Genomic DNA, 13,627 nt, shown 5'->3' on the forward strand with positions numbered 1-13,627 from the left:
CCTGAGCACCGTCCGAGTCGTGCTACCGCTTCGCTACCTGAGCACCTCACCGGGCCACCTCCCGGTCGGTGCCGCGCAGGGCATCTGCCGCCTCGGGAGGCAGCAGGTCGACCGCAACCTCCGCACGCTGCTCCAACATCGCTTCGGCGAGACCGGGAGTGCCTTCGAGCGACGCACGGAGCGCGTCGGCGACCGTGGCCTGTTGCTCGGCGCACGGGATGGCGGGCGGGAGACAGATCTCGCCGACACCGGCGACCAGGTCGGGGATGGCGGCGCAGGTCTCGTCGGGCAGACCGGCGTTCTCGCACACCCCGACGAGTCGATCGCCGACCGTCTCGGCGATCTTGTCTGCCAGCTCGCCGGAGTGGTTGACCAACGGGAGCCAGTTGCGTTCGAAGTCGAACACGCGCTCGGAGTGACGGAACAGCTCCGCGCCGCTGAGGATCAGCAGCGAGATCTGGTCGAGGTTGCGCACCGCCGTCCGGGTGACCCTCGTGACGGTCTGGATGTCGGCCTCGAGTCCGAGGCGGTGGTCCTCGAGCACGTCGGCGAGGGCGGTCGTGAGCCGCGCGAGGCCGCTGAGTGCCGCGTCGATGTCGGCGCGATCGTCGGCCAGGTAGCCCGACACCGTGTTCCAGTCCTCGATGAGCTGGCCGAGGGTCTGATCACGCGTCGCCAGCGTCTCGTTGAGATCCGACAGCCGGTCGAGCAGTGCGATGATGTCCTGATCGTTGTCGGCGAGGACCTGCACGGCCTCGTGGGCCTGGTCGATCGTGCGGCCCAGGGTCTCGCCCTGTCCCTCGAGTACCTCGGCGAGGTTGGTGATCAGCCGACCGAACTCGTCCTCGTCGAGTCCACCGACGAACTGGTTCAGCGACTCGAGCACCTCGTCGAACTCGGCGGGCACGAGCGTGCGCTTGACGGGGATGACCGCGCCGGGTTCGAGGGCCTGGTCGTCGGCGGTGAAGGCCGGATCGAGCTGGACGTAGCGCTCACCCAGCAGCGAGGCGACGATGATCACCGCGTTGGCGTCGGCCGGGATCTGCACGTCGTCGTCGATGGCGAGAGAGACCAGCACGTTGTCGCGTTCGGGATCGACGCTGAGGTCCTTGACCTGGCCGACCTCGATCCCGAGCACCCGGACGGGCGATCCCGGGAAGAGGTTGTAGGTGCGGGCGAACTCGACGCCGATCTCGTACGTCCCGGAACCACCGATGCCGAGGGCGGAGCAGCCACTGCCGACCAGCACGAGGACGGTGATGGCCACGACGGTGAGGCTCGATCGAGTCACGGCCGGACCTCCCGCAGCGCCAGTGCGACACTGAAGAGGCGCCGGAAGCCCAGTCCGTCATCGGCGCCCGAGTCACTCGACTGCACGGAGCCGTTCGCAGTCCCCTCAGGAGGCGTCTCCTGAGTGCCGTCGCAGTTGGGGTCGGGGCCGAGGATCTCGGTCAGGAGGCGGTCGAGGTCCCCCCCGCAGCCGAAGAGCGCCTCGATGCCGACGTTGCCCAGCGACGTGGTGAACACGTTCCCCCACGCGGGGTTGTCGAGCTTCGCCGGGCCACCCGAGTAGCCGATCGAGGCGAAGCCGTCGACCGCGACGCCGGCGTAGGCGAAGACGTGGGCGAGGTCGACCTGGTGCCGGTCGATGATCTGCAGGTCCGCAGCCAGCTCGTCGAGCACACGGTCGATCTGAGCCCGCCGGTCCTCCACCAGGTCGGCGGCGATGTCGCTGGTGGCAGCGGTCTCGCGCAGCAGCCGCTCGACGTCGCTGCGACGGCGGACGAGGGTGTCGAGGACGACGGCGAAGTCGTCGATGATGGCGACGATCTCCTGGTCCTTCTGTGCCGCCGCGTCGATGACGACGTGGGCGCGGTCGATGACGTCGGCGAGCTCGGTGCGGCGCTCGGAGATCACGCGGGTGATCCGCTCGACTCCGTCGAGCAGGTCGGCGACGTCCTCACGCAGACCCTCGGTGATGTCGGCGACCGCAGTGGTGACCTCCTGCAGCGCCTCGACGTCGGTGCCGCCCAGCAGCTCGACGGTCTCGTCGCCGAGCTCAGGGAAGTCCACGGGGGTGCGGTTCGACTCGACGCTCCCGACCTCGTTCCCTTCCTGGAGCGGTGGCGAATCGGGGTCGCCCGGGACGACCTTGATAGCGCGCTTACCGAGCGTGTTGGAGAGGAAGATGACCGCGATCGAGTCACTGGGGACGGATGCCTCGGTGTCGAGGCGGAAGTCGACCTCGACGTGATCTTTGACGATCTCGACGGTGTCGACCTCGCCGGTCCGCACCCCGGCGACGAAGACGAAGTCGCCAGCCTCGAGCCCCGCGGCGTCGGTGAACTGCGCCTTCAGGGGTATGCCGGCCTTGAAGGCGCCCCCCGAGAGCCCCACCGCGAACGCGGTCGCGGCGAGCAGCAGGACGACGGCGATGATGCCGATGAGGACCTGGTTGCGCTCGATCAGCATCAGCCGGCCCCCCGGAGATCGAGGGTGCCGGTGAAGAACCTGGTGAGACCGGTGCCCGACGAGCCGGCGCTGGTCCGCTGTTCGGGGAGCTGAGCGTCGCGCTCGGAACTGAACTCCTCGTAGTCGCTGCTCGCCCCGACCGCGCGGATGTTGAACCACTGCCCGAGCCGGGAGATCCGGTGGTAGGCGACGATCCCGCGACCGCTGAACGTTGCGAGGTCCTCGAGGTTGTCACGGTTGAAGGCGAGGATGGTCGTGATCTCGTCGAGCTCGTCCAGGGTCGCACGGATCTCGGCGTCGTTGGCCTCGAGGAGCCGACGCAGCTCGGCCTGGGCATCGGCGATGGTGACGACCGCGGACTCGAGCTCGTCGTTGCGTGCCGCCAGGGTGTCGGCGACCTCGGCGAAGCGGTCGATGAGCGCGCGTAGATCGGCCTCGCGACGGGCGTAGGCATCGAGGACCGTGGCGGAGTTCTCGAGGACCCTGCCGATCGCCTCCTCGCGGGCCGCGACCGTCTGGGTCAGCGATGCGCCCTGCTTGACGAGATCGCGTACCTCCTGGGTCCGGCCGACGAGTGCCTCGGAGAGGGCCTGCAGGACCTGGTTCTGCTGATCGGGGTCGAGCGCCCGCATGAACGGAGTGATGCGCTCGAGCAGCAACCCGATGTCCGCCGGTCCGATCGTGTCCTCGTCGCCGAACCGGTGGCCGCCGGGGAGCTGGCCCTCACCCGCCGGATGCAGGTACAGGAAGCGCAGCCCGAACACGTCGCGCCAGCGGATCTCGAGCTGGGTCTCGTCACCGAACTCGACGTCGTCGTTGACCGCGAAGTGCACGAGCGCCTTGCCGCCGTCGGCCACCTCGATCCCCGTCACCTTGCCGACGGTGACGCCGGAGACCTTCACCGCGTCGTTGACCAGCAGCCCGGTGGCATCGGCGAAGACGCCCTCGTAGGTGGTGCGATCAGCGAACGGGGAGATGTTGCCGACGACGGCGATGATCCAGGCGGCGAAACCCAGGCAGACCACCGTGAAGAGGCCGAACTTCAGCAGCGGGTGGCGGTCGTTCACCGCGCACCTCCCTGGAGCTCGGCACAGGCGGGCACGAGCTCCGCGAGCGGACCGATGCCCTCGCAGATCTGGCGTTCGAGCTCGGAGCCGTCCAGGAAGATGCGGAAGAACCCGAACTCGGTCCCGTCGTTCAGGTCACCGCCGTGGCGGCCGAGCTTGAAGCCGTAGCGGTACAGCCCGAAGACGATCTCGCCGAGGTGCTCCATCTGGCGGTCGAACACCAACCCGACCGCTTGGCCGGTGCGCATGACCACGTCGATCGTGGCCTCCTCGACCTCGAGGAACTCTGCGAACCCGACCGCGAACGAGCTGAGCGCTTCGAGGTTGGCCCGGACGGCTGGTTGACGGTCGGGTAGGAGCGTGGCCCAGCGCTCGAGCTCGGCGTTGAAGCGGTTGAAGTCGTCGGTCGTGGTCGCCAACGCCGCGAAGATGTCGGCGAGGTCGCGGAAGCGCTCGAGCTGGTCCTCGGCGCGGCGTGCTCCGAACGCGGCCAGTTCGGACGACAGCTCGATGTTCTCGGCGATCGCCTCGCCCTCGCCTTCCTGCGCGCCGAGCGCGTCGACGATCGCTGCCAGATCCTGGGGATCGATGGCCTCGAGGAAAGGTTCGAGCTCGGCGAGCACATCCTGGACCTCGGTGGGTTGGCGGGCGGCGACCACGACGTCGTCGCGCTCGAGGAACGGGGCTTGGCCGAAGCGCTCGTCGGGGAAGTCGATCTCGACCTGCTTCTCGCCCAGCAACGTCTTGGCGGTGACGACCAGCTCGATGTCCTGCGGGGCGGGCAGCCGGGGCTCGCCGTCGAGACGCAAGGTCGCGAACGCGGTCGCGTCCTCGTAGCGGATCGACTCGACACGGCCGATACGCACGCCCCGGACCTTGACGTCGGTGCCGCTGGTGAGTCCCGAGCCGGCGTGGCCGAGCTCGGCCTCGATCGTGTAGCTGCCGGCCGGGGGTGCCGCCGCGAGGTCGATCCCGAGGTAGAACAGCGCCAGCACGAGCACGGCTGAGGCCGTTCCCAAGATGCGCCGATGGATCGCCCGCTCCACGTCAGCCCGCGATCTTGATGGTCTCGCCACCGACGCTCCAGAAGATCAGCGACAGCACCATGTTCAGCACCACGACCGCCACGATGCTGGCGCGGATGGCGCGGCCGACCGCGGTACCGACGCCGGCGGGTCCTCCGGTCGCGTAGTAGCCGTAGTAGGTGTGGATGAGCACGACCACGATGGTGAAGAGGATGGCCTTGATGACGCTGTAGAAGATGTCGATCGGTGGCAGGAACAGGGCGAGCCTGGTGTCGTAGGCACCGGCTGACACCGTGAAGAACCCCGTGACGATAAGCCGGGTCGCCGCGAACGCCGAGAACAGGGCGAGGAGGTAGAGGAAGAACGTGGGGATGAGTGCGGCCCATATCCGCGTCGACACCAGGTAGGGGATGGTCGGCACGCCGATGACATCGGCGGCGTCGATCTCCTCCGAGATCCGCATCGCGCCGAGCTCGGCGGTGTAGCCCGCCCCGATCTTCGCCGCCAGCGCGACGCCGGCGATGAGCGGGGTGATCTCGCGCACGTTCGCCCACGAGCTGACGAGACCCACGTACGCCTGTGCCCCGATCTGCTCCAGCCCGGCGACCCCTTCGAGGCCCACCTGGGTCCCGGTGAAGAACGCGAGCGCCGCGATGACGAACATCATGCCGCCACCGATGATCCACGACCCGGCGCCCACCACGACGTCGGACATCTGCGGGATGATGACCGACCGCCACCACTTCAGCGCCAACGGCATGCCACCGAGGGCTTCACCCCAGAAGCGCAGCTGGTCCGCGACGCCCTCGAACCCCGAAAGGGGTCGCGACACCCGCCGCATGACCCGGTCGGTCAGCGGCGCGGTCTCGGCGGTGGCGGGGCCTGCGGTCAGTGCGGTGCCTCCCTCTAGTTCTTGGGTGGAACGAGGTTGAAGTACAGCGCGGTGAGGATGAAGTTGACGAAGAAGAGGATGATGAAGGTCAGCACGACCGCGCGGTTGACGGCGTCGCCGACGGCCTTGGGACCGCCGCGCGCGTGGTAGCCGTAGTGGCACGAGATCGCGGCCGCGATGTAGCCGAAGATGGCGGCCTTCACGAGCGCTGACCAGAAGTCCGCGAGCTGTGCGAGCTCGGTGAACGAGGCGAAGTACGCACCGGTCGTTCCGCCCTGCACCGGCACGGCCATGACCCAGCCGCCGAGGATGCCCGCCGCGGACACGATCCCGTCGAGCAGGATGGCCACGAGCATGGCGGCGAAGAGCCGCGGCATCACCAGGCGGTGGATCGGGTCGACGCCCATGACCTCCATGGCGTCGAGTTCGTTGCGGATCCGCCGCGATCCCAGATCGGCGGTCATCGCCGATCCACCCGCTCCCGCGATGAGCAGAGCGGTGGCGACCGGCGCGGCCTCACGCACGACCGCGAGGACCATCGCTGCGCCGATGTGGCTCTCGGCACCGATCTGGCGGGCGAGCGAGCCGACGTGGAGAGCGATGATGACCCCGAACGGGATCGAGACCAGCACCACCGGCAGCATCGTCACCTTGGCGATGAACCAGCACTGCTGGATGAACTCCTGGAACGGGACCGGCCGCTTGCGGATCGACAGCAACCCGTCGACCCCCATCGAGACGACACCACCCAGTTGGGCGACGCTGTCCCGGATGCGGTTCATCGGCGCTCCTCCCGAACTCCCGCGTCCGCTCCCCACGAGCGAGCCGTTCGTCCCCGTGCGCGCGCCGTGGGCGAGCCAGCACGAGGTGGGCGGACGCTAGCAGACGTGCTCCGACGCGCGCCGGGACCCGTCGGCGGGATGCGGCGAACCGGACACCCATCCGCGAGCACTCCTTGACCGTGCGGCGTGCGCTCACGCAGACTGTCCCGTCGCCCAGGCCGAGGAGCCGGGGCGCGGAGCGAGCACGGGGCTGGCGTAGGGCCGGCGAAGGGGAGGGGTTGTGTCCGAAGAGGAACGCGAGGAAGGCTCTGACGAACAGCCGGCCAAGAAGAAGAAGAGCCGACGCTCCAGTGGCTCGCGGACGCTGGCTCGTGGTCTCGCGCTGATCCAAGCGCTGGGCGATACCCAGGACGGGGCGACGGTGTCGGGGCTGGCGGACGCGACCGATCTCGACCGCGCCGTGCTGTACCGCCTGCTCGAGACCCTGCAGGACGAGGGCTTCGTCACGCGAGACCCCGACACCCGCCGCTACCGGCTCGGTCTGGCGATGCTCGAGCTGGGTGTGCGGGCCGCGCAGGGTCTCGAGGTCCGTCGCCTCGCGAGCGGCGCCTTGCGTTCGCTCATGGAGGACACCGACGAGACGGCGTGCCTCGCGGTCCGTGACCGCGATGACCTCGTCGTCGTCGAGGTGATCGAACCGCCGGATCGGTTCGTACAGGTCAACTACCGGGTCGGGTTCCGTCACTCGCTGGGTGTGTCGGCGCACGGCAAGGCGCTCATGGCCTTCCTCCCGGAAGGGGCGCGCGACTCGGCGCTGCAACCCGTGCGCCAGAGGGGGGTGGCCTACACGCGGGACGAACTGGAGCAGGGCGCATCCGGCGTCGCTGCCCCGGTCTTCGATCACACCGGCCGCGCCGTCGCGGCGGTCGGGATCGTGGCGCCGACCGCCCGCCTGCCAGAACCCGAGATCATTGCCCTGCGGGTGTTGCGCTCAGCGCGCGAGATCAGCGAGAGGCTTGGTTGGCGTCCCCGGAGGACGGCAGGCTGAGAACCTGACGTGGCCAGCGTGCCATCGGTCAGCAGCGGCGAGCGAGGACCACGATGCCACAGTACGTCCGCGGCAAGACCACCCGCCAGGCGCACGTCGCGCTGCCTGAGGGCACGGTCGAGGAGGAGCACGGACGCGAGGGCTTCTACGGCGAGGTCAGCCACCTGTACCGACTCAACCCGCCGACGGGGTGGACCGGTATCGACGGTCCGCTGCGTCCCCGCGCCCTCGACCTGTCGGGCGTGGAGGCAGGCGACGACCGAGCCCTGACGATGGCGGTGCTCGTGAACGATGACGTCCGGCTCGGAGTCTGGCGGCGCCGCACACCGATGCCGTTCTTCTTCCGCAACGCCGATGGGGACGACCTGCTCTTCATCCACGGAGGCGAGGGCCGACTCGAGACCGACTACGGTCCGCTCGACTTCCGGGCCGGCGACTACCTCGTCATCCCGCGTGGCACCACGTACCGACTCGATGTCACGGTCGACACGTTCGTCTACACCATCGAGACGCGCGGCTCGATCCGACCGCCGGACCGGGGCCTGCTCGGACCCAACGCGCTGTGGGACGAGTCCGTGATCCGGGTGCCCGACGTCGACCCGCACGACGAGCGCGGCGACTTCGAAGTCGTCATCAAGCGCAACGGCGAGCTCACGTCCGTCCGCTACCCCTTCCACCCGCTCGATGTGGTCGGGTGGAAGGGCGATCTCGTACCGTTCGCGCTGCACGTAAGCGACATCCGTCCGGTGACGAGCCCGCGCTACCACCTGCCCCCGAGCGCGCACACGACGTTCCAGATGGACCAGGCGGTGGTCTGCACCTTCCTGCCGCGGCCTCTGGAGCAGGACCCACAGGCCCTGAAGGTGCCCTTCTACCACCGCAACATCGACTACGACGAGACCATCTTTTACCACGATGGCGAGTTCTTCAGCCGTGCCGGCATCGATGCCGGGATGCTGACCTGGCATCCACAGGGGATCCACCACGGACCCCAGCCTGCGGCCGTGTCGTCGTCGTCCGACAAGCACGAGACCAACGAGATCGCGGTCATGCTCGACGCGCGTCAACCGCTGCACCTGACGGACGCGGCCAAGACCTACGAGCTGGCCGACTACTGGCGGTCCTGGGGGGCGTGAGCCGGGAGGATGCGTGGCTGACGACCGCGAGCTCGCGACCGTCGAGCTCTTGGGCGCTCTGACCTACGCGCAGCTCCGTGCGTTCGAGGTGACGGCCAGAGCCGTCCGGGTCGCACCGGACGCTCGCGCCGCGGACGTGGTCGCTTCCTTCGCGGTCCGGGAGTTCGAGGCCTACCGCGGCCTGCGCGACTGCCTCGGCGATCTGACCGATCTCGTGGACGCGGTCGTGTCCCGACAGAAGGCTCGGATCGACGAGTACTTCGACGGCGTGCCCACCCACGAGGACTGGCTCTCCGCGTGCACCTTCTTCGCCGCGGGGCTGCCCCTCGCGGGCGACTTCGTGTCCGAGATCGCCCCGTTTCTGGATGCGCCGACACGTGAGGTCGTACTCGAGGCGCTCACCCGTCGCGAGTCGTTCGTCGAGTACGCCACCGCCCAGGTTGTCGAGCAGGTGGACACCGATCCGGCCATCCGGGACGCCGCGCGGCACCTCGTCGCCGACATCACGGGCAAGGCCCTGACCCAGTTCCAAGGAGCCATCACCGACACGGATGCGCTGGAGGTGCTGCTCGGCGACGAGCCCGACGATCGCCGGGTCCGCGAGGTCGCGATGCGCGTGCTCGACGCGCACCGACGCCGTATGCACGCGCTCGGGGTCGAGGATCCGGAGTGAGTCAGCCGTCTCGCCCCCTGATGAGCTCGACGTGGATGCCGTCCCAGAGCGGGTTGCGGTCCGGGAGGTCGGTGCGCCAGTGGCCGCCACGGGACTCTCGTCGTAGCGTGGCTGCGCGCACGATGAGCTGTGCCGTGCGCAGGGCGTGGGCCAACTCCACGTGATCGCGTCGCGGTGACGGCGCCCCGAGCTCGGTGACGAGGTCATCGAGCTCGTACCGGGCGGTGTCGAGCGAGGGGGCGTCGCGGACGGGCCCACACCCGCGCCACATCGTCGCCCGGAGCCGGGCACGCAGCTTCGACAGGTCGGTGGTCCGTACGCTCGTGAGCGACGGTTCCGAGCTCGGTACCGTCACGCCATCGCTCAGCTCGGCGGGGACGGCTGCGGCCACGTGCGCGGCGAACACCATCGCCTCCGAGAGGCTGTTGCCGGCCATGCGGTTCGCGCCGTGCGCCCCGGTCGACGCCACCTCGCCGGCGGCGTACAGCCCCGGGACGGACGTCCGACCCGAAAGGTCGGTACGCACGCCACCGACCATGTAGTGGGCGGCGGGCGTGACCGGTACGCGCTCGGTCGCCAGATCGAAGCCGTACCGACGTGCGCCGCGCAGGACCGTGGGGAACTCCTCCTCGAGGCGTCGCACCGCGAGGTGGGTCGCATCCAGCCACGCCCCGTCCTCCTGAGCGAGGATCCCCTTGGCGACGATGTGGCGGGGCGCCAGCTCGGCGTCGGGATGCAGCTCGCGCATGAAGCGGTCGCCATCCACGCCGTGCAACGTGGCGCCCGCGCCTCGCAGCGCTTCCGTGAGCAGCAGGCGCCACGCTCCGGAGACCGCCAGTCCCGTGGGGTGGAACTGGACGAACTCGAGATCCCGCACCGCCGCGCCTGCCCCGAACGCGAGGGCGACGCCGTCGCCGGTGGCGCCGTCACGGTTGGTCGTCGCGGCGAACAGGCCACCGCATCCGCCCGTGGCCAGCAGAACCGCACGCGCGAGGACCAGGACGAGGGCACCTGATCCGTCCACGACCCACACGCCACAGGCTCGACCCGATCCGTCGAGGGCCACGGCAAGCGCCGTTCCGGCCAGACGGGTCACGCGGCGGACTGCGGCTGCTCGCAGGACACGCACGAGCTCGGCGCCGGTCGCGTCGGCTCGGTGGACGGAGCGTGCCACCGATTGTCCACCCTCACGCGCGAGATCGAGGGCGCCCGAGCGATCGAGGTCGAACTCCGCTCCGAGGTCCACGAGATCCTGCACCCGCGCCGGTGCCTCGGAGGCGAGCACCGAGACCGCCGCCGGATCGCACAGCCCGTCGCCCGCCACGAGCGTGTCGGCGGCGTGCGACACCGCCGAGTCGTCGGCACCGATCGCCGCGGCCATCCCGCCCTGGGCGAGCGGCGAGGACCCCGAGCCGGGCTCGCCCTTGTCGACGACGGTGACGCTCAGATCGTCAGGGAGCCGGACCGCGGCGAACAAGCCAGCCACGCCGGCACCCACGATGACGACGTCGGTCCGGAGGTGGCCGTCCGCATTGGGCGCGGCCGCTCGTGGCAGGTCGTTCACCGGTCGCGCGGCGGGACCCGGTCACGGGTCATGAGGGCGTGGATGGTCAGCGAGTTCGTGATGACCTCGCCGAAGTTGTCGGGGTCGGCGATCAGCCAGGAGTGGCCGGCATCGGCGACGACGTCGCCGTCCGCACCCAGCGCCTCGCATGTGGCGAGGAAGCTGGCCTCAGGCAGGAGGCGGTCGTGCGCTCCCCACAGGATCGTGACCGGCAGTCCGCGGTCGGCGAGGCCGCGCAGCTCGTCGCGTAGGTCGGCCCGGCGGGCCAAGCGCCCCGCGCGCAGCAGGTTGCGGGGGTTGGACACGAGGTTGGTGAGGAAATCGCGCGCGACGACCGGCAGCGCCTTGCCGTAGCCCCGTCCGGTGAACTCACCCGGCATGCGCAGGCCCCAGTCCCACCACGGGCGCTCGCCGAGGAGTCGGTCGTGGTCGCCGTCCTGCTTCCAGACCGAGCCGCCGACCGAGTTCACGAGGACGAGCGAGCGCGCTCGGTCGGGGTGGTGCCAGGCTGTCATCGTGGCGACACCACCGCCGAACGAGTGCCCGATGAGGAACGCCGGCTCGTCGACCCCAGCGTGGTCCAGCAGACGGTCGATCCAGGCGGCCAGGCGTCGCCAGGTCAGCTCGCCGTCGAGTTCGTCGCTGCGGCCGAACCCGGGGAGCGCGGGAGCGATGACCCGGGCGCCGGCGCGGGCGATCGTGGGGAGCGCGGCAGCGTACGCCCGAGCCGTCAGGCCCCATCCGTGGAGGAAGACCACCGGTGGACCCTCTCCGACCTCGCCGTAGAACGCCGCGCGCCCGCTGAGCGTCGTGCGATGCCAGCGCAGACGGGGCCCTGCGGGGCGAGCGACCACGGGGACCTCCGGTCCGACGACCGAAGTGTACGGAGCCGGTGTTGACGGTCCCGCGGTGGCGTGTGCGATGCTCCCACACCCGGTGGATGGACGGAAGGGTGCGGCGATGACCAGCGGGGACGTACGTGAGGTGCTGGGGATCCTGGGTGGGACCGGCCCGCAGGGACGGGGGCTGGCCTGTCGGTGGGCGCTCGCCGGCCACGAGGTCCACATCGGCTCACGCTCCCGGGAGCGCGCTCAAGATGCCGTCGATGACGTGATCGAGCGCGTGGGCCGCGACGACATCGCGGTGCACGCGGCCACGAACGACGAGGCGGCCACGGCCGCCGAGATCGTCGTCGTCGCGGTGCCCTACGACGCCCAACAGACGCTCCTGCCCCCGCTGCGCGACACCGTCGGTGACAAGGTCGTGTGCAACGTGGTGAACCCGATGGTGTTCGACGACCTCGGTCCGAAGGCGGTCCGGATCGACGCGGGTAGCTCGGCCGAGGAATGCCAGGAACTGTGGCCCGATGCACGCGTCGTCAGTGCCTTCCACGACGTCTCGAGCCGCCGGCTGCTGCGTCCGCATGAACCCATCGATACGCACGTGCTCATCTGCGCGGACGATCAGGAGGCCGCTCACCGGGTGGCTCACCTCGCGTCCCGGATCGAGGGGATGTGGGGCGTCTACTGCGGCCCGCTGCGCAACAGCGAGTACATCGAGAACATCACCCCGGTGATCCTGTTCATCAACCGCTACTACCACATCCAGGCCGGGTTGCTCATCGACGGCATCGAGCGCGACCCCGAGGCGCTGCACGCGCACCGCGCCACGGAGCGCACGAGTGCGGGGCGCAAGACGTGAAACCGGGGGCGACGCCGGGTGGTCTGGCATCATGCCGGGCGAGGGAGGCGTTGTGAGCGACCACGGACCAGCACGACCCGGCGAGGCTCCGGGCATCGGGACCAGCCCGCTGTCGACCGGGGCCGTCCGGTACGAGATCGTCTTCGAATGCCGCGACCGCATGCTCGGTACACGTCTGCTGGACCGTCTCGAGCGCTCCATGGAGGACGCGTCCGAGATCAAGCGGGGCGAGGAGGGGCCCACGTGGTCGCTGCACGTGGCGTTCCGCTCTCCGCGACGTGCCGACGAGTTCTTCCGCAGTGACGCCTACCGCCAGTTCTGCATCGAGACCCGGCGCACGTGTCGGTCGTCGGTGCTGGTGGTTCCACTCGGACCCGTCGAGACCTAGCTAGTGTGCCGTGGCGGCTTCGCGCCGCACGATCTCGCGGTAGCCCTCGTGCACCGCACCGGTGACGGGTCCGGGGCGTCCGCTCCCGATCCGACGTCCCGTGACCCGGATCACGGGTACCACCTCGCGTGTCGTCGCGGTGAGGAACACCTCGTCGGCGGCCGTGAGCTCCTCGATCGGCAGAGGGCCCTCGTGCACAGCTATGCCCTGGGCGGACGCGACCTCGAGGACGACGGCTCGAGTGACCCCCGAGAGGATCCCGGCGTCAAGTGCAGGGGTGCGGAGCCTGCCGGTGATGACCGCGAACACGTTCGAGAACGACCCCTCCAGGACCTGTCCTCGCCCGTTCGTAAGCAGCGCCTCGTACACACCCTGACGATCCGCCTCCTGTCGAGCCAGCGCCGCCGAGAGGTACGACACCGCCTTCACGTGCGGCACCTCGCGACCCCACGGGACCACCGTCACGGCGACGCCATCGCGGTACACCCACGGATCGATCACCAGCGGATGCGCCGTCACGACCAGCGTCGGAGGGCCGGCGGTCGTCCCCGGGTGAGGCGACCGTGGGTCGATCACGCCCGGCGTCACGGTGAGCCGCAGCACCGCGTCCGCGCCGGTGACGTCCGCGTTGGCAGCGGCGGTCGCGTGCACCGCCTCGCGCATCTGGTCGTGAGGGGGTGGCTCGAACGCCAGGTGGGCAGCCCCCGCCGACGCGCGCTCGAGGTGGGTGGCGAGACGGAACGGGTGACCGTCGTACGCTCGGATGGTCTCGAAGATCCCGATGCCGCTGCGGAAGCCCTGGTCGAACACCGAGACCGTCGCCGCGTCGGACGGGACGAGCACGGTGGCCACCCAGGCCTGGGACACGGGCGGACTCCG

General features: G+C 69.9%; 14 protein-coding genes. 5 read left to right on the forward strand and 9 right to left on the reverse strand.

Features of this window, described 5'->3' with window-relative positions; all coding sequences use genetic code 11:
* Window positions 1–46: 46 nt before the first annotated feature.
* The 6 genes from KY469_04915 to KY469_04940 form a co-directional block, all read right to left on the reverse strand.
* Window positions 47–1,291: an MCE family protein gene (locus KY469_04915; protein MBW3662424.1), complete on the reverse strand. Its 1,245-nt coding sequence runs from the start codon at window positions 1,289–1,291 to the stop codon at window positions 47–49.
* Complete coding sequence (locus KY469_04920; protein ID MBW3662425.1) at window positions 1,288–2,472, reverse strand: MCE family protein; 1,185 nt, start codon at window positions 2,470–2,472, stop codon at window positions 1,288–1,290. The genes KY469_04915 and KY469_04920 overlap by 4 nt, the downstream gene beginning before the upstream one ends.
* Window positions 2,472–3,539 carry an MCE family protein gene (locus KY469_04925; protein MBW3662426.1) on the reverse strand — a complete coding sequence of 356 codons (1,068 nt, stop codon included), beginning with the start codon at window positions 3,537–3,539 and terminating at the stop codon, window positions 2,472–2,474. Before KY469_04925 ends, KY469_04920 begins: the two co-directional genes overlap by 1 nt.
* The gene (locus tag KY469_04930) at window positions 3,536–4,558 is read right to left on the reverse strand and encodes an MCE family protein (protein ID MBW3662427.1); all 1,023 of its coding nucleotides are present in this window, start codon (window positions 4,556–4,558) and stop codon (window positions 3,536–3,538) included. The genes KY469_04925 and KY469_04930 overlap by 4 nt, the downstream gene beginning before the upstream one ends.
* Window positions 4,559–4,586: 28 nt before the next feature.
* Window positions 4,587–5,405, reverse strand: coding sequence for an ABC transporter permease (locus tag KY469_04935; GenBank protein ID MBW3662428.1), 819 nt, complete (start codon window positions 5,403–5,405; stop codon window positions 4,587–4,589).
* A gap of 65 nt (window positions 5,406–5,470) precedes the next feature.
* A complete protein-coding gene (locus KY469_04940) occupies window positions 5,471–6,238 on the reverse strand; it encodes an ABC transporter permease (GenBank protein MBW3662429.1) in 768 nt (255 codons plus the stop codon).
* Between the two features lie 280 nt (window positions 6,239–6,518).
* Here KY469_04940 and KY469_04945 point away from each other — a divergent pair, with 280 nt between their 5' ends.
* Genes KY469_04945 through KY469_04955 form a run of 3 tightly spaced genes read left to right on the forward strand, consistent with a single transcriptional unit; the run spans window position 6,519 to window position 9,095 of the window.
* Window positions 6,519–7,286 (forward strand): IclR family transcriptional regulator, encoded by a 768-nt coding sequence (locus tag KY469_04945; GenBank protein ID MBW3662430.1) that lies wholly within the window; start codon window positions 6,519–6,521, stop codon window positions 7,284–7,286.
* 53 nt (window positions 7,287–7,339) lie between these two features.
* Entirely contained in the window at window positions 7,340–8,422 is a 1,083-nt protein-coding gene (locus KY469_04950; GenBank protein ID MBW3662431.1) for a homogentisate 1,2-dioxygenase, read from the forward strand.
* Between the two features lie 13 nt (window positions 8,423–8,435).
* Entirely contained in the window at window positions 8,436–9,095 is a 660-nt protein-coding gene (locus KY469_04955; GenBank protein ID MBW3662432.1) for a ferritin-like domain-containing protein, read from the forward strand.
* Window position 9,096: 1 nt separating this feature from the next.
* On the opposite strand, the gene nadB is transcribed toward KY469_04955, so the two are convergent.
* Together nadB and KY469_04965 are read right to left on the reverse strand one after the other, a co-directional pair.
* Complete coding sequence (gene nadB, locus KY469_04960; protein MBW3662433.1) at window positions 9,097–10,659, reverse strand: L-aspartate oxidase; 1,563 nt, start codon at window positions 10,657–10,659, stop codon at window positions 9,097–9,099.
* Window positions 10,656–11,513: an alpha/beta hydrolase gene (locus tag KY469_04965; protein ID MBW3662434.1), complete on the reverse strand. Its 858-nt coding sequence runs from the start codon at window positions 11,511–11,513 to the stop codon at window positions 10,656–10,658. Before KY469_04965 ends, nadB begins: the two co-directional genes overlap by 4 nt.
* Before the next feature lie 106 nt (window positions 11,514–11,619).
* Here KY469_04965 and npdG point away from each other — a divergent pair, with 106 nt between their 5' ends.
* Together npdG and KY469_04975 are read left to right on the forward strand one after the other, a co-directional pair.
* Window positions 11,620–12,360, forward strand: coding sequence for an NADPH-dependent F420 reductase (gene npdG, locus KY469_04970; protein ID MBW3662435.1), 741 nt, complete (start codon window positions 11,620–11,622; stop codon window positions 12,358–12,360).
* 52 nt (window positions 12,361–12,412) lie between these two features.
* The gene (locus KY469_04975) at window positions 12,413–12,748 is read left to right on the forward strand and encodes a hypothetical protein (GenBank protein MBW3662436.1); all 336 of its coding nucleotides are present in this window, start codon (window positions 12,413–12,415) and stop codon (window positions 12,746–12,748) included.
* On the opposite strand, the gene KY469_04980 is transcribed toward KY469_04975, so the two are convergent.
* On the reverse strand, window positions 12,749–13,615 hold the full coding sequence (locus KY469_04980) for an aminotransferase class IV (GenBank protein ID MBW3662437.1): 867 nt from the start codon (window positions 13,613–13,615) through the stop codon (window positions 12,749–12,751).
* Window positions 13,616–13,627 lie beyond the last annotated feature (12 nt).

The sequence above is a fragment of the Actinomycetota bacterium genome (assembly GCA_019347575.1).
Classification (GTDB): Bacteria; Actinomycetota; Nitriliruptoria; order Nitriliruptorales; family Nitriliruptoraceae; genus JAHWKY01.